The organism is Nocardia sp. NPDC005745, assembly GCF_040630775.1.
GTDB lineage: Bacteria > Actinomycetota > Actinomycetes > Mycobacteriales > Mycobacteriaceae > Nocardia.
The window spans coordinates 1-16055 of sequence record NZ_JBEXYF010000064.1 but is presented as its reverse complement, the minus strand read 5'-3'; the positions used below and the strand labels follow the sequence as shown (position 1 = coordinate 16055).

12 protein-coding genes and 8 pseudogenes are annotated in these 16055 nt (G+C 64.3%); 7 read left to right on the top strand and 13 right to left on the bottom strand.

Features of this window, described 5'->3' with window-relative positions; all coding sequences use genetic code 11:
* Nucleotides 1–102: 102 nt before the first annotated feature.
* The 7 genes and pseudogenes from ABZ420_RS35215 to ABZ420_RS35185 all read right to left on the bottom strand — a co-directional run.
* Nucleotides 103–435 (bottom strand): annotated as a pseudogene (locus ABZ420_RS35215) (leucine zipper domain-containing protein); the annotation flags it as partial.
* Nucleotides 436–539: 104 nt separating this feature from the next.
* Nucleotides 540–919: pseudogene (locus ABZ420_RS35210) on the bottom strand (transposase); the annotation flags it as partial.
* A 333-nt stretch (nt 920–1252) separates the two neighbouring features.
* On the bottom strand, nt 1253–2518 hold the full coding sequence (locus ABZ420_RS35205) for an acyl-CoA desaturase (protein ID WP_357132291.1): 1266 nt from the start codon (nt 2516–2518) through the stop codon (nt 1253–1255).
* A gap of 170 nt (nt 2519–2688) precedes the next feature.
* Nucleotides 2689–3678 (bottom strand): patatin-like phospholipase family protein, encoded by a 990-nt coding sequence (locus ABZ420_RS35200; protein ID WP_357132288.1) that lies wholly within the window; start codon nt 3676–3678, stop codon nt 2689–2691.
* Nucleotides 3679–3974: 296 nt separating this feature from the next.
* Complete coding sequence (locus tag ABZ420_RS35195; protein ID WP_357132294.1) at nt 3975–5288, bottom strand: helix-turn-helix domain-containing protein; 1314 nt, start codon at nt 5286–5288, stop codon at nt 3975–3977.
* 348 nt (nt 5289–5636) lie between these two features.
* Nucleotides 5637–6062 (bottom strand): annotated as a pseudogene (locus tag ABZ420_RS35190) (DUF3556 domain-containing protein); the annotation flags it as partial.
* Nucleotides 6063–6085: 23 nt separating this feature from the next.
* Nucleotides 6086–6208, bottom strand: a pseudogene (locus tag ABZ420_RS35185) (hypothetical protein); the annotation flags it as partial.
* A gap of 767 nt (nt 6209–6975) precedes the next feature.
* Here ABZ420_RS35185 and ABZ420_RS35180 point away from each other — a divergent pair.
* The 4 genes and pseudogenes from ABZ420_RS35180 to ABZ420_RS35165 all read left to right on the top strand — a co-directional run bounded on the left by ABZ420_RS35180 (nt 6976) and on the right by ABZ420_RS35165 (nt 10730).
* Nucleotides 6976–8129, top strand: a pseudogene (locus ABZ420_RS35180) (IS3 family transposase).
* A gap of 520 nt (nt 8130–8649) precedes the next feature.
* Entirely contained in the window at nt 8650–8952 is a 303-nt protein-coding gene (locus tag ABZ420_RS35175) for a hypothetical protein (RefSeq protein WP_357132285.1), read from the top strand.
* 162 nt (nt 8953–9114) lie between these two features.
* A complete protein-coding gene (locus ABZ420_RS35170; RefSeq protein ID WP_357132283.1) occupies nt 9115–10368 on the top strand; it encodes an RICIN domain-containing protein in 1254 nt (417 codons plus the stop codon).
* 155 nt (nt 10369–10523) lie between these two features.
* On the top strand, nt 10524–10730 hold the full coding sequence (locus ABZ420_RS35165) for a hypothetical protein (protein WP_357132281.1): 207 nt from the start codon (nt 10524–10526) through the stop codon (nt 10728–10730).
* Between the two features lie 147 nt (nt 10731–10877).
* Here ABZ420_RS35165 and ABZ420_RS35160 read toward each other — a convergent pair whose 3' ends face one another.
* From ABZ420_RS35160 to ABZ420_RS35145, 4 genes and pseudogenes are all read right to left on the bottom strand, one after another.
* Entirely contained in the window at nt 10878–11339 is a 462-nt protein-coding gene (locus ABZ420_RS35160; protein ID WP_357132278.1) for a transposase, read from the bottom strand.
* A pseudogene (locus ABZ420_RS35155) lies at nt 11315–11736 on the bottom strand (IS5 family transposase); the annotation flags it as partial. The pseudogene ABZ420_RS35155 and the gene ABZ420_RS35160, both read right to left, overlap by 25 nt.
* 208 nt (nt 11737–11944) lie before the next feature.
* On the bottom strand, nt 11945–12160 hold the full coding sequence (locus tag ABZ420_RS35150) for a hypothetical protein (protein ID WP_357132275.1): 216 nt from the start codon (nt 12158–12160) through the stop codon (nt 11945–11947).
* A 316-nt stretch (nt 12161–12476) separates the two neighbouring features.
* Nucleotides 12477–13439 (bottom strand): ferritin-like domain-containing protein, encoded by a 963-nt coding sequence (locus ABZ420_RS35145; protein WP_357132272.1) that lies wholly within the window; start codon nt 13437–13439, stop codon nt 12477–12479.
* Between the two features lie 279 nt (nt 13440–13718).
* Between ABZ420_RS35145 and ABZ420_RS35140 the strand changes: the two are divergent.
* A pseudogene (locus ABZ420_RS35140) lies at nt 13719–13876 on the top strand (helix-turn-helix domain-containing protein); the annotation flags it as partial.
* A 38-nt stretch (nt 13877–13914) separates the two neighbouring features.
* Here the strand turns inward: ABZ420_RS35140 and ABZ420_RS35135 are convergent.
* A complete protein-coding gene (locus ABZ420_RS35135) occupies nt 13915–14220 on the bottom strand; it encodes an MmpS family transport accessory protein (protein WP_357132269.1) in 306 nt (101 codons plus the stop codon).
* A gap of 313 nt (nt 14221–14533) precedes the next feature.
* Here ABZ420_RS35135 and ABZ420_RS35130 point away from each other — a divergent pair.
* Both ABZ420_RS35130 and ABZ420_RS35125 read left to right on the top strand, forming a co-directional pair.
* Nucleotides 14534–14908 (top strand): annotated as a pseudogene (locus tag ABZ420_RS35130) (recombinase family protein); the annotation flags it as partial.
* 233 nt (nt 14909–15141) lie between these two features.
* Nucleotides 15142–15444, top strand: coding sequence for a hypothetical protein (locus ABZ420_RS35125; RefSeq protein ID WP_357132266.1), 303 nt, complete (start codon nt 15142–15144; stop codon nt 15442–15444).
* A 125-nt stretch (nt 15445–15569) separates the two neighbouring features.
* Here the strand turns inward: ABZ420_RS35125 and ABZ420_RS35120 are convergent, their stop codons facing one another.
* Nucleotides 15570–15887, bottom strand: coding sequence for a MerR family transcriptional regulator (locus ABZ420_RS35120; RefSeq protein WP_357132263.1), 318 nt, complete (start codon nt 15885–15887; stop codon nt 15570–15572).
* Nucleotides 15888–16055 lie beyond the last annotated feature (168 nt).

The window sequence follows — 16055 nt, the reverse complement described above, 5'->3', positions numbered from 1 at the left end:
GAGTTCGATCTCGTCACCGCCGACGAGTTCGCGGCCGCAACACCCGCGCTGTCGACGTCCTACCTCCCACCGCGCTGATCACCCGGCGAACCGGGACGGTTTGTAGCGGCACAGGACCCGATGCACCGTGGAGGGATTCAACCCCAGCAGGTAAGCGATACGAGCCGGCCCCCATCGGCGCAGTACCCGGACCTTGATGATGCGTCGCTCGGTGCGTATCGGTGTTCGGCCTGGACTGCGATGCGGGCGGCTCGAGCGATCTGCCATGCCGCGGCCACACCCGAGTCACGGTAGCGGTTGGCCCACCGCCAAGCCGTGGTGGCCGAGACCTGGAACCGTTCGGCCGCTCGCCGCAGCGGCCGGCCGTCCTCCACGACACAACGAGCAAGCCGCAACCGGCCCAACTTCCGACAACGGGGCATTACGGTGAGACACGAAGACCTCCGGCGGTGAAAAGCGTTCCTAGACAGCTCGCACTTCACCCGGAGGTCTTCGCCATGTCAGCCCGACACGCCGTCACCAACCTCCATGGTCAGTACAAGCAGCGGGTGAAAGCCGAATCTCTTCTTGAATGTCGGTGCCGCGTATTCCTTTCGGAGTGCGAGTCGACCAAGGTGGCATCCAGGTCGATGGCCAGTGGGTTCTTGGTGGTGCTCGCGTGGTCCGGGGCCTGGTCACCGGCGGTCCGCCACGCTCCCGCTCGGGGGGCCGCACGCGCGGATGCGATAGCGGCCAACGCTTTCGATGAGTCAGCAGCAGCCAGCGTGGCGATCAGCCGCGACACCGTCGGGTCCGATGCCACCCGCCCGAACACGCCCGGTTCGCCGCGCAGCAACGCCACCGCCCCGGCCTGTGACACGATCCCCGATCCGTCCCCGCCAATTTTCAGCGACGGGCACCACGACGTAGACTCTTTCATCAGAAAGGTGCTCCTCGAACTGCAATTTTTGATCTTCAGCAAATCGAATTATCGCAGCTCAGAGCATCTTTCGTCATTCCTGCCGCAGGTCAGGAGCCATTAGGTCCACCGTCCCTCATCGACCGCGGTTGGGTCGAGAGCTGGGCTCGGATGGCCGGGGCGAGCCATCGTCCTAGATAAACGCGGAGTTCGTCGGATGGAGCGGGGGGGCCGTGCCGGGGTCGGACAGGAACGACTGCACGATGCGTTGGATCCATTCCACCAGCTCGTCGATGAGGTCGGGCGAGATGGGGGTTGCGGTCCAGTTGACCGCTGTACGGTCCAGCAGCAGGGTTACGGCGGCTGAACGGGCGCTCGCAATGGGTTCAGGTCTGATTTGGCCTTGGCGAGTGCCGTACGAAGGCCACGGCGCTTGCCGGTGACGGGGTCAGCCGGAAACCGATCTGATGTCGCATGCTGGCTCGATACACCGATGAATATGAGTTCGGAGCTGGTCTCAGGCGCGTCGTCAGCGGTGCGACGCAACAACCTATCGGGCAGCGCAAGTTTATGGATCGTGCGCAATGCCTGCAAAAATTGCTTGGTCAGCGAGCCACTGGTGTAGGGCAAGTCGTATTCGTCACACAGCGCACGGACCCGCACCGCGATCTCGGCATAGCGGTTACTCGGCAGGTCGGGAAACAGATGATGCTCGATCTGATAGCTGAGATTTCCTGACATGAACGCCAACACCGGCCCCGCCTCGAAGTTGGCGGTGCCGAGCAGTTGCCGGAGATACCACTCACTACGGGTTTCGTTGTCGAACTCCTCGATAGTGAACTTCTCTGCACCGTCGGGGAAATGCCCGCACATGATGACGATGAACGACCACAGGTTCCGCAGCAGCAGCGCGGCGGCATTGGCGCCGAGCGTTCGTTTGAACGCTGGACCTGTCAGCGCCGGATAGAAGACGAAATCTTTGCCTAGTTGGCGGACGATCTTTCGCGCGAACTCCCTGTTCGGCTTCGATAACAACCGCTGGCGCGATGTGTGCGTGAACCGGCGTTCCAGCGCCCAGTCGTGCACCGAGATCGCCCACTCGAAAAACGCCGCGACCACAAGGCTCGACACCGGTTGGAACAGGTGAACCGGACGCCACGGTTCGTCCCGAGTCATTCGCATGACGACGAAGCTCAGGTCGTCGTCCATGCCGAAGACATTGGTGTATGTGTGGTGGAAGTGGTTATGCGACCGCTTCCAATGCGCCGACGAACCGACGAAATCCCACTCCCACGACGTAGAATGAATCTCCGGATCGTTCATCCAATCCCACTGACCGTGGCTGATGTTGTGTCCGAGCTCCATCATTTCGATGATCTTCGCTAGAGCCAACATCGCTGTGCCCACCAGCCACGCCGGTCGCCATCGACTCGCGAACAACGTCAATCGTCCGCCCAACTCCAGCATCCGCTGCGCTCTGATCACACGCAGAATATAATTGGCATCGCGTTCACCTCGCGACAATTCGATGTCTCGACGAATCGCGTCCAGTTTCTTGCACAGGGCATCGATATCCGCTTGGTTCATATGAGAAAACGTCTTTATGTCCGTGATCGCCACGGGAGTCCTTTCTACTGCTTGGAGCGTTCACTCGTTGCCGTCGAGTGCCGTAGGGCCGGCAGGCGAGTTCGACAGCAAGTCCGCCGCGGACTCGGGGCCTCACCGGCGCTGCTGACGCCACCGTGAATCGCGAAGCGACAAGCATCCGCACCTCGAGTTCCGATCTGCCGTTATCGCCGAGGGCTGAGCGCCGCGGAATCTTCGGCCGGTGACACCGGCATCAGCTCACCGAGTACATCTGGATCGACGACGGCGAAGAGTTGGTCGGCGGTGCGGGTGTCGACCCACGTTGCCGCGATGTCGTAGCCGTAGTCGAAGAGCTCCTCGGGCGAACGCGTCGGGGATTGCAGTGCCGACCCATATGGCATCTCGGCGAAAATGGTTCGCGCGCACACATTTTTGTCACCGAAAGGTCGTGGACGACGGGGGATCATCGGCAGTGACGAGTGGACCACTGGGAGGAGTAGACCGCCGCGGCTGTAGTGCGGCTCCGGGCCGTAGAGGTCGAGAATCAGCGCGGGATGAGACCCGAATACCTCATACGGGACACGATGGTGTGTTCCGCCGTCGAAGATGTGATCGAGCGCGGTGACCGCGGGGAAGGCTCCCGGTATCCGTGTCGCCGCGACCAGTGCATCGGCTACGGGCATATCGGTCAAACCCAGCTTCGGCAAATCCTGTGGAAGGAATAACGTGCCGTGCTCGCCCGAGTACACCGGAATGATCAAGGAGGAAACGATCCCCGACGGCTGCCGCCGAGCCAGGTTCGGTTCCAGCACGAAATCAGCGAATGTCCGATCGCCGACAACCGCGTGTGCGAGTTCGCGTAGCCGAGCATCGGGGTAGAGTGTGCGTTTGGTCAACATCGCGCGAAGGCTTCGGTTGCCGACTACTTCGTTTGCCGGATGATCGGCGGCGATCTGACGTAGCTGCGCGCGACTCATTCCCAATGCTGCGGCGGCAGCCCCGATAGCCCCTCCGCTGACGCCTAGTACAACTGGCTGAATAGGTGTCGGCCGTGTGACACCATGATCAGCCAGTATTTTCGCCCTCCTGGAATTCAAACTATCCACGGCGCCATTGACCATCCCCGCCATAAGGGCGAGGCTGAGCCCGGCTACACCGGCCAGAATGCGAACCGTCACCCGTTCCTCAATCAACAGACTATCCTTCTCGAAATCGAATCAGTTCGGAGCACAAAGAATTTCTCAACGCAGGCAGTCATGCCGATCGACCCGGCGAATGATCTCGCCGCCGGCCACGGAGCTCGATTGAAGGAGATCGCCCACCACGGTCGTTCTATTGTGGCCACTAGAGCCGAAATACTCGCTGCAATCTACCGCAGTCACCCACGCCGGAAAATCATTATTCCGACGTCAATGATTTCGGTGTATTCGTAACACTTTTCTGCCGGTGGTGTAGCACCGCGTGCCGTGCCTGCAGAATTATCGGATGATCAGGAGGGTCGGCGCAGGACGGTGGCACCGAGGAAGCGGCAGACCTGCAAAGCCAGCGCAATATCGAGTTTGTCGTGTGGGGCGGTGCCGACGCGGGTGGCCTCGATCGCCTTGGTGACGCGGTATTTGACCGTATTGCGGTGCAGAGTGAGGATTTGGGCGGTACGCACATGGCTTTCGCTGGTGGTGTAGTAGGTGCTGAGGGTGCGGCGCAGAGTGGCTGCCTGGTCGGTGTCGAACGCCAGTTCGCCCAGGACTTCACGGACCCACGCGCGGGTGGAGTCCAGGTCCTTGGCCAGCAAGGAGATGACGGCCACACCGGGATCGCCGAAGCCGACGATCATATGCGAGGACGAGATCCCGGGAATGCTGGCGACGAAGTATGCGGCGATGGCCTGTCGATGCGAGCGGCGAAATCCGCCGAGGGCGTGTCCGGGCAGTCCGACCGTCAGTCGCACCCCGTCGGCGGGATCCACCATGGCGTGCAGTTCGGTGGTGTCGATCACCGGGTGGCGGTGGCCGAACGGCAGCCACGCCCATGCTGTGTGGCGGTCGATGGCCGTGACCAGTGCCGGGCTCTCGGCGCGCAGGCCACGGGCGAGCGTCCGTGCTTGGGCATCCAGGAGTTTCCAGGTGCTCGGCTTCTCATGGCCGGGGCGCCACAGGATGAGAGCCAGGTGGGTTTGGTCGAGCCGGTAGCCGGTTTCGGTCTCGAAGGCAGTTGTATCGGCAGTGTCCTCGGACAACACGGCGTGGACGGTGGAGGAGTGCACGCTGCCGCGGGCATTCACCCACCGGCTGCGCTCGGCCTCGTAGGCAGCTAGGACGTAGAGGGTGATCCATTCGACGTAGGTGTAGATGATCTCGGTGAGCCTCTTGACGACGGCGAGCGCGAGCGGCGCGGGCAGGCGGCGGCGATCGATCTCGTCGTGGCAAATCCGCAGCATGTAGTTCTGCCCCATGTGGTACGCCCGTACCAGAGAATGGGACGGAACTTCCCGCTGGGCGAGTCGTGATGCGTTTTCGACGGCCGCGGTGGTGGGTTGCAAATGGTCGACGGGAATATCGTTGGCCAAGACATGGAGAAGGGTGACGAGGTTGCCGTGCACACTGGCCTCGAACATTTCCATCAATTGTGGGTCGTTGTCGAGGTGGTCGACTTCTCGCGCAATCATGGCGCTCATCGCCTGGGAGATCTCCCGTTCGCGCGACTTCAGCGTGCGTGCGATGTCTGTTATGACCGCGACGGCATCGTCCATGGCCGGGACCTGGGACAACTGACGCTGATGGGGGGAGTTGGGAAAGGCGGTCATAGGTGCGCCTCCTGCTTGACCGGCGAACGAGGAGGTGTCCGCGGATACCGCAGTGCCGAACTTCGCCGGCTGCGGTGGATGACGGTCGACTGCCTCCGCCGGTTGACCTTGGACACCGTGCCGGGATATGCGGACGGCTGCGGCGAGCCATCGGGTCCGCCGACGACGACGGCCGTGGTCACGTCCGCCGAATCTCGGCGGTCGAGGATGCGGGGTCGTGCATAGAGACTCCTGCAGATCGGTCTGCTTGATGACCGAGTCGGTATGCGAGTCCAACACCCACTCCATGTCGAATGGTATGGGGTTGTTGGACAACCAGGGCCGTTCGGCGACCGCGTCGGCGACCCGGTCGTTGCCGGTCTCGATCGTTTCGAGTGCGGCGCCGATGACCATATAGCGTTGGATAGTGTTTCGCATCGGCTGAGATCCGACGGGTGACCGGTGCACGGCTACGTCGGCGAGGTCGGGCGGATAGCTGGTCAGGAATTGAGTACGGGTACTCGAGACGGGCCGGGGTATGAACTGGTCCAGTTCGTCCTCCGCCCCGGGCGCGAAAGCCCATGTCGTCGTCGCCCAGCTGCCTCTGTACTGGCACATCGACGGCAGGAATGAGACCACGCCGGGCCGCAGACTACCCAGCATTGGGAAGTACCCCAAGCCGGACGTGGCCAGCAGCGGCAACCACGGAATCGACCTATCGGTGACTTCGAATCCATCGTGGTTCGGAAAACCCGGAACAGGAATACCGCAGCGTAGGCGAACAGAATGTTCCACTTCGTCGGCACCGCGAGCGGGAACGTCGGCACGATGAAGAAGTGGAACGCGACCGCCACACCGAGCAGGATGATCACCGGATGTGTCGCGCACAACAACAGCAGCGGGGCGCTGATCTCCACGAACGTTCCGAGTACATATGGCACCCCGCCAGCCGCCGCGGAGCGACGCAGATCGTCGGGGTAGTTTCGATAGCACACGTATCCGGTTCGGAAGAGGCCGTTGCTGGAATGTCGTCGGGTCGACCGGCGGAAGATCCCCCGTGGTCAATCCCATATTCCCTCCTCAGGAGACCACGAGCGCGAAAGCAATTCGGGGAAAATAAACTCGGATGGCGTCCGTGCTGCCGAAACGGCCACCTCGAGTGGAGCCGCGGAGGGCCCCGAAACGCTCGGTGAACTCTCAGACATCCTTGTCCTGGAATATACGGATTACCCGGTTCGGAGGCGCGCCGCCATATGAAATGTTCAATGGCCGCAGCCGTGACCTCGACCATTTTCGACTTGCCACGAAGTATGAGGGTAATGGGTGTCTCCGAGGCCGGAAAGGTCTGCGGGCACACACTTTCGGACGGGCTTTGTGCTTAGTGCACATCCACCGCTGGATTGGTGCGGGAGCGGTATTCGGCGGAGGACGTTGTGGCTGGTGGGCCCCTTCGGCACCGCGGCGCTGTGCGGGCAGCCACCGGCCACCAGCCTGCGGATCCTCGGTGGCGTCGTGCGTGTGCTGCGTCGGCGAGGAGGCTGAACGTTCGGGCAGGTGATGTGCCACAGCGATTCGGACTCGTGCTGGAAGCCTGCCGGGGATTGGCCTGGCGGATGCGCGAAGTGGGGACGCCGACTGATGTTCCCCCGGTTTTCCAGAGTTGGTTTGCTTGACTCTTGGTCACGAAGTCATCGAAGGAGACTTGTTCGTGCCAAGGCGTTATCCCGAAGAGTTCCGTCGCAAAGTCCTGGACCTGGTCGCCGCGGGTCGGCCGGTCGCGCAGGTAGCTGCGGACCTGGGCATCAGCGACCAGACGATCTACGTCTGGCGCAAGCAGGAACTGATCGACACCGGACAGATACCGGGCGCAACCACCGCCGAGCAGTCCGAACTGATCGCGGCCAAGCGCCGCATCCGTGAACTCGAGCACGAGGTCGCCATCCTGAAACGAGCTCGTGAGCTGCTGAAAGAACAGGCCAGCGGCCCAAAAGGCGTTACGCGGCCATAGCCACGATCGCGAGCGAGGGATTGCCGGTGCAGGTCGCGTGCCGGCTGCTGGAGGTCTCCGAGTCCGGTTTCTACCACTGGAGATCACGCCCACCCTCGCAACGAGCCATCCGCCACGCCTGGCTCACCGACCAGATCCGGGCCGTGCACGCCGCATCCCGCGGCACCTACGGCGCCCCACGGGTGCACGCCGAACTCACCCTCGGTCTCGGCATCGGCGTCGGTTACAACCAGGTCGAGCTGTTGATGGCGCGTGCCGGGATCAAAGGCCTGCCCGGCGTCAAACGGGCCCGTCCACGGCACCAGACCCCGACCGCCGGTGACCTGGTCAACCGGGCGTTCACACGGTCCCAGCCGAACCAATTGTGGGTCACCGACATCACCGAGCACTACACCAGGGAAGGCAAGGTCTACTGCGCGGTCGTGCTCGATACTTATTCACGACGGGTGGTCGGCTGGTCGATCGACTCGACCCAGACTGCGGCGCTGGTCACCAACGCACTAGGGATGGCGATCTCGAACCGATCGCCGGCCTCGGGCACGATCATTCACTCCGACCACGGCGTTCAATTCACCTCGTGGGCCTTCACCGACCGCGCCCGCAAGTCGGGGCTGGTGCCGTCGATGGGCTCGATCGGCGACTGCTACGACAACGCCGTCATCAAATCCTTCTGGGGCAGAATGCAAACCGAGCTACTCAACCGGCAACGCTGGAAAACCCGGATCGAGCTGGCGAACGCGATCTTCGACTACCTCGAGATCTTCCACAACCGACGCCGCCGTCACTCAGCCCTCGGTATGCGCACCCCCATCGAGTACGAAATGATGCAACCATCCATCCAACCCGTGGCCTGAAGTCCAGGATCCCGGCTCCACGAAACCGGGGGAACATCACTCCCGACGCTACGGCGCCCGTTCTCGTGACCGGCCTACCGAATAGGTCGAGCTGCTCACTGCCGGTGAGTGCGAGGCGGTGACGCGGGCGCGCCGCGGCGCCGAGCAGGACACGGTCGCGGTCGGGGTGCCTGCTGCCCGAGGCGGGCGGCGACGACCGCCGTGGGGAGTCCTTCGCGCAGCATGCGTTGTTCGGCGGTGGCGCGCAGCGTGTCCGGGGAGATGTCTGCCAGCAGCCGGAGGGTGCGGGGGTTGATCGGCTCCACCACCTGGGGTGTGGGGAATGGGGGACTGCCTGGGGCCTGACTTCATGACAGCCCGAGAATTCTGGGGCTACACCGCAGAGCCCAGAGATCGGGTTCGCGACGGCACTGAGTGCCAAATATGTTGCAGCAAGTTAGATTTCGCCGTGCGTTGGGTGGATGGTGGGGCAGACTGGATCTCTGAAAGGAATCGCTGGCACACCACATGGGAGACGCGAATGACTGAGCAGAGCAGCGCGATCACCGAAGTTGAGGATGCAGCACGGCGTGAGGCGGAAGCGATCGCCGCGAACATTTTGGCGTTCGCGTTCTCGCCGGAGGGGCCCGAAGGGTCGGGAGGGTATGACGGCCCGTTTCCCAACAATCCCGCCGTGAAAGGCCACCCGGCCGTCCAGGCGGCTTTGATGGATATGGTCCGTAAGGGGACTCTGGGCGCACTCGTCGGCCTCTGCTGGGGTAAGGCCAACGAGCCGGATGGTGGCCTTCTGGCGGCTCTGCGGCAATTGGGCTACAAGGTCTGATCGGCGGGATCCATACGACACGCAGGCAGCCCCGGGCGCGAAGCCCGGCCTGCGCTGTGCCGATAGGCACATCCTGCGTTTCCTCGCTACTCGTGCTTCGAGTACCGAAGCATGGCAACTCGCACTGTCTGTCCAAACTTGCACCACCATAAGGGGTTTGAGATGAGGATTGAGCCAGGACGCACCTACCTCCTGAGGAACAACAAGAGCGGGCGATACGTATCGTCGCGGGCCTTCTCGGAAGACGAGGCCAAAACCCTGCAGCAGCTCGACCTGCGCACGGAAACCACGCAGCGCGACGCGCAGACCTGGCATGTGATGCCGGTGGACGACGATTACGTGTTCGTGGTCAACAAGAAGAGCAGCAAGGTGGTCTCGCCACAGGCCTTCTCGCCGAATGAAGCCACCACCTTGCAGCAACTCGACCTGCGTGCGGAAACCACGCGGCGCGACGCGCAGACCTGGCTGATCATCGAGGACGGCGGCAGCTTGCGGCTGTTCCGCAACCGGCACAGCGGCCGGTACCTCTCGCCGCAGGGCTTCTGGACGGACGAGGCCGTCACTCTGCAGCAGCTCAACCTGCGTAACGAGAGTTCGTCGCGCCGAGGCCAGCAGTGGGAGATGGTCGTCGCCGGCGAAGACAAGCGGGTCACGGAGCTGAAGCCGGTCGACCGCGAGGTCCACGACATCGGCGACGTCCACCGTCTCACCGGCTACCAGATGCCTCCCGAGCTCACCGAGGAAGTGCTCGTCGGCCAGACCGTGGTCCCCTACATCCTGGTGGATGACGGTGATCGCAGCTGGCAGAGCCAGAACAATCCATACTACATCCTGCGGCGGTACGGCCACTGGAAGCGAGTCTTCTACTACGAGCATGCCGGCAACTCCGAGTACACCGAGAAGCAGGCCACGACCGTAGGGCTGACGACGAGCAACTCCTCCACGATCGAACGCACCGTGGGTATGACGGTGGGAGCCGATGCCGGCTTTTCGTTCAAGGGCGTTAGTGCATCGATCAGCACAACGGTGACCACCGGGCTGCGGGTCGCACACACTCAGTCCAGCGAGAATCACCACAGTGAGAGCAGGGAGGTGTCGCGGTCCTACTTCGCCAACGGTAAGAAGGTCGCCGAAGCGGTGTGGTTCCGCGGCGACCGTTACTCGCTTCAGCGACTCGACGGCAGCCAGCTCCTCGAGTGGCGGACAGTCGACGACCGCACCATCGTCAATGACGCCTACCCCGCAACCGCCCTGACCAGGGACACCGACGAGGCCGAACCGGATGCCGAGCGGCGCCTCGGCGAGCTTGAAGAAGATGTTCTCCTTGCCCGACACCTTCTTGAACGCGTTGACCAGTTGCTCGGTGACCTTCTTCTCCGCCCGCGTCCTAATCCGGTGCACCGTGGAGATCAGTAGTCGCTACCGACATGTCGGTGATCTCCCGCTCCTGCTCGTGCAGCAGCGCCGGCAGCAACCCCACCCGCAGCGGTATCGGGTGCTTCCGTATGTGGGAAGGAGACTTCACCGCGGCCCGCGCCCTCCAGCCGACCACAACATTCGGTGCGACAGCGATGAAAGTCGATACTCGGGTCATGGTCGGTAACTCGCTGTGGCTGGCGTGTGACCAGTCGGAGTGCCGGGAGATGATCGAGGGAATCGGTGATCTCGCGACGGAGCAGGCTTTGCACACGATCGCGGCGGGACCGGGTTGGTTCCCGGGAAACTGGCAGTACTACCCGGCGCAGCGGCCGCGTCCGCGCACGCATTACCTGCGCTGATCCTCCGATCGTCACGTTGACCAACAAGACGAGGCCCCGCCGTGGCGGGGCCTCGTCGCTTCCGGATCTGGTGTGGTCGCTATGGCACGACCGGTTTCCTGAAAAACGACAGCTAGAGCCTGTTCGAAGTGCTCGCGAGCGCGGTGATCAGGGGTGGCGAAGCCATTGGTTGATTACGGCGATGTGGAGTGTGGCCAGGTAGCGGACGGCGAGTTCGTCGTAGCGGGTTGCCGCGGCGCGGTGTTGTTTGAGCTGGTTGATGCCGCGTTCGACGGTGTTGCGGTCCCGGTAGCGGGTCGAGTCGAACGCTGGGGGTCGTCCACCGTTGCTGCAGCGTCTGTGGCGGTGCCCGGCCTGGTCGGCGGGAATGGGGATGATCGCCGCGATGCCGTGTCGGCGTAACCAGGTTCGGTTCGCTGCCGAGGAGTAAATTTTGGGGGCCAGCACCCGATCCGGTCGCATTCGCGGGCGGCCGCGCCCGATACGGGGGATTCGGATGCTGTCGAGGACCGCCCCCAGTTCACCGCTGTCCCCGGCTTGGCCGGGTGTGAGCAGCAGCGCCAGCGGTCGTGTCTGCAGCCGCAGGCCAAATGCACTTTGGTGCCCCACCCACCGCGTGATCGGCCGGCTGGGTCTCGCGGCCGCCGGGTGGTTCGGCTTGCCGGTCGCCGTGGCGGCGGGCACCGGCGGCGTGCTGGTGAGCGCGCATGATCGTGGAATCGACACTGACCTGCCCGACGATGCTGCCGACAGCGTCGGCGTGGACCTGCAGCATCTTCAACATCCACGCCCAGGCGCCGTTGCGTTGCCAGCGGCGGAACAACCCGTAGGCGGCCTGCCAGGACCCGTACTGGACGGGAAAGACACGCCGAGGTGCTCCGACCCGGGTGCGCCACCGGATCCCGTCGACGAGCTGACGCTTGTCCCATGGCGGCGGGCGGCCTGCCTTCTTCGCGCGGGGCAGCAGCGTAACCAGCCGCGCCCATTGGGCGTCGGTCAGATCCACTCGCCCCGCAGCCGATACGCCGGCCACGAGGTCTCCGGTAGTTCAGGTGATTTTTGGTCGCTGAACCTTCTACCGGAGACCTCGCTCATTCCCAAACTATGACAACAACTCTCGCGATCACAGCCAGGCCCGCTCCGAGCCGCCGAACGACTTCGAGACAACCTCTAGCCGACGCCGAGGGCGGTCAACAGCACCAGCACGACAGTGGTCACGGCGAAGATGCCGTGACCGGCGACGACCGCGACCGGTGTCGTTCGGCCGGTTCGGGGGTGTCGGTGGTGGTGGGTGCGCGGTAGACCAGGAGCCACCGCAGCAGCATCGCGAAGCCGAGCAACGCGACAGGGATCAGCAGAATGAACGCGATCCAGGCCAGTGCGTGCTTGTCGGTGGCGAGGTAGATAATCCAGACGATCAGCCCGGTCACGGCGAGTATGAAGTGCCCGAACACGACTGGTGCGGGCAGGTGGCTGCTACCCGGCTGGCGTGTGCCGCCTTTGGTGATCCACGTGCTCAGCAGGACGAACCCGCCCCCCGGCAGTGAGCAACCAGAAGATCAACGCTGCGATACTCATGATGTCTCCTCACCGAGGTGGGCTGGGCACGCAGGGAAGAGCGTCGGGCAGCCGCAGGCCATCGAAGGTGTTTCTCCGGCTGGCCGACGCTGTTGTGAGGCGCGCTGGGGTCGGGCGATGGACTTGCCCTACCGGCATCGGGGTCGTTTGATGCCGGTAGGGCTGAGGTCAGATGAGGCCGGTGACTTCTTGGGCGATGGCCGCGAGCCGGGTTTGGGCGGCGGAGACGACGCGGTGGCGGTTTTTGTGGGCTTCCTCGTAGGCGACGATCGTGCGGATGTCGGCGGGGTCGGTGAGCTCCTTGACCTCGGCGACGGCTTGGGAGACGTTCAGCTCGTCGTAGCCGTCGATAGGCAATTCGTCAGGCTCGAGCAGCCCGGTGCTGGTGCGGATCGACCGCAGCGCATCAGCGGCGGTGTCGGCGCCTTCGCGGCGGGTGACCTGCTCCGCGGTCTCCAACGCCGCATCGCGGGACGCCGACAGGGTCTTGACGGCGACATCCCCGGCGCGTGCTCCCTGGGCCAGCAACCCGCCCAGGGCGGGTGGGGTGGCGCGGACGGTGTCCAATGCCCGGTCCAGGCCGCGGGTCGACCAGGTGACCGGGAGGTTGAACAGCTTCACCGCGGTCCCAGCGGCGGCTTGCAAGGGGGTGCGGCGCAGCGCGGCCGGCCCGCCGAGGGCGTCCTCGGCCAGGACGGTGGTCAGCCAGTCGACGGTGGCCGAATGCGCGGTGATCAGCCGTTGCGCCAGTTCCACTACCTCGGGTACCTGGGCGGCGGTGGCGAGGGCTTTGATGTAGCGGGCGCGGTCGACCAGCTGGTGTTCGAGAGCCAGATCACCGAGCAGGGCCTCGTCGAACGGCTGGGCCTGCTCGACCATCGCCTTGACCGCCGCGGCAGCTTGGCCGAGGAACGGGCCGACCAGCTCCGGCACACCACCCAGCTCACGGATGGTGGTCTCGATGGCTTCGGCGCGGGCGCGGGCGTTGTCGGCGTTCTCGGACAACTCAGCCCGCACCGCTTCGGTGCGGGCCTGAGCGATGCGGGTCTCGGCGACCTGGATCTCGGTGTTGGTCAGCGACAGCACAGCGCGGAGCTGCGCGAGCAAAGTCGTGGTATCTGGTGTGCTCATTGCGGATCTCGTCCCTCCGGTGTTGACAGCATCGGGTCGGCGCAAAGGTGCACCACTGTCGGCCTTACCCACCCCTACCAGCGGGTAACACCCGCTCACGGTGAACCGAGGAAGCGAAGCAGCCTCTGCCGTGTCAGGACGATCGACCTCCAGGGCTTCCTCCGAGCTGCACAGTTCCGTTGGCTGCTCTCGGGTGGGTGGTGAGGACGAGGCGATCGGCGTACGGCTGCCGATCGTCGGCTCCTGGGTAGGCGGTGTGCCGAGAGCGGGGGCTGCGGCGGCCGCAAACCCGCCCTCACCACCGATCAAGCAGACCAGCTCCGAGCCCGCGCGGCCGGCGGGGAGTCCAAAGCCGCGCTGGCCAAGGAATTCGGAGTCAGCCGCAAACCGTCTACAGCTACCTGCGGTCCGGTGCCGACCGCGCGGTCACAGGCTGAGTCGGGCCCGCAGCTGGGTGGGGCGGGGAATGGAGCGTCTACCTACCCGCTTCTCCGCTACACGAGGCGATGGCGTAGGGGCCGGTCGAGGTCTGCTCGGAGATGACCGTGTCGCCCTCGGTGATCTTGCAGCTGATCGTCGTGCCGCCCTCACCGGCCTGCGCGGAGAGGGAGACGACCTTGACGTATCCCGTGACCGTGGTGTCCATCGACCACGGCAGCGCTTGGTCGTTTGCCTGCGAGATGTTGCCGCTGGCATCGCCGGTCGTGTAAGTGATGTTGCCGGCGGTCGGTCCGTCGCTAGTGACCTCGTACTTGACGACGACCTCCTTGTTCTTGTCCATCTCTCTCGGCCGCTTCGCATCCGACCAGGACCGGCACCGCCGCTAGCGCGAGCGTGCCGACGATTGCCTGGCATTTCTTCGCTGTCGTTTGGAGCCGCTGCCTAGACATGGGATGTCCTTATCTGAGCTTCATCGGGGTAAAAGGGGTATTGACCAGCATATTCTTCGGGCACGTCAGTATCTACGAGACGCCTCGGGTGGTCTCGAGTGCACGATCGCGTTGTCGACGGCGCCTCCGCATGGAGGTCACCGCACGGAAGGCGACGGCCTCTCGCTTCGGTAGGTCCGACCCGGGTTCCGGACTGGCAGGGTCTCCGGGAAGGACACCGCGCGCCCGCAGCTGGACGAGCTGATCGGGTTCGTGCGCGACGGCGACACCGTGATCGTGCACTCCATGGACCGCCTCGCCCGCAACCTCGATGATCTGCGCCGGTTGGTGCGCGCCCTGACCGGCAAGGGCGGGCGGGTGGAGTTCGTGAAGGAGTCACTGACCTTCACCGGCGAGGACTCGCCGATGAAGTCCCGCGGCGCCTACACCGGCCGCAAACCCGCCCTCACCACCGAGCAGGCCACCCAGCTGCGCGCCCGCGCCGCCCGCGGGGAATCGAAAGCGGCGCTGGCCAGGGAGTTCGGCGTCAGCCGCGAAACCGTCTACGCGTACTTGCGGGCCTCCGCCGCCACGGCCTGACCTGCGAATCGTCCGGATTCGAACAGGAAATGAGGGTGCGCCTGCGGCCTGACTTCATGACAGCTCGAGAATCCCGGGGCCACACCGCCTGGCCAGAGAACAGAGAACCGGTTCACGATGGCACCGAGTGCCAAATATGTTGCAGCAAACAGGATTTCGCCCCGCGTGGAGTGGATGGTGGGCCAGACTGGATCTCTGGAAGGAATCGCTGGCACACCACATAGGAGACGCGGATGACTGAGCAGAGCAGCGCGATCACCGAAGTCGAGGATGCAGCACGACGCGAGGCGGAAGCGATCGCCGCGAACATTTTGACGTTCGCGTTCTCGCCGCAGGGCCCCGAGGGGTCGGGAGAGTACGACGGCCCGTTTCCCAACAATCCCGCTGTCAAGGGCCACCCGGAGGTCCAGGCAGCTCTGAAGGATATGGTCCAGAAGGGGAGAATGATAGAACTTGTCGGCCTCTGCTGGGGCAAGGCCAACGAGCGGGATGGTGGCCTTCTGGCGGCTCTGCGGAAATTGGGCTACAAGGTCTGATCGGCGGGATACACACGGCACGCAGGCAGCCCCGGGCGCGAACCCGGGGCTGCGCTGTGCCGGTAGGGCACATCCCGAAACGGTGTGGGCCGAACTCGGCGCCCGACGCGGTGGCGGGTGAGGGTTCAGCTGTCGGGGTCCGGTGGGGGTGGGTCTTGGCGGGAGAGTCGGGCGTTGAGTTCGAGGGCTTCGGTGAGCTGGTCTTCCAGGACGATGATCCGGCATGCCGCGTCCAGGGGTGTGCCGGAGTCGACCAGCGCGCGGGCGCGGGCGGCGATACGCAGCTGGTAGCGGGAGTAGCGGCGGTGCCCGCCCGGTGAGCGCTGCGGGATCAGCAGTTCAGCAGCGTCAAGACCGCGCAGGAAGGCGGGGGTGACGCCGAGGATTTCCGCGGCCCTGCCCATGCTGTAGGCGGGGAAGTCCTCGTCATCGAGCCGGTTCACGGCACCGGAAGCGTCGGTGCGGTCTGTCGGGTCTGTGGGGTCTGTTTTCGGTTGCTGCACAACACCTCTGGTCTCAACGCCGACGGGCCCCGGCGCACTGTGCGCCGGGGCCCGGGATCGAGGGGGTTTGGATATCAATTCCGATCGTCGACCCGCAGAGCCGACGTC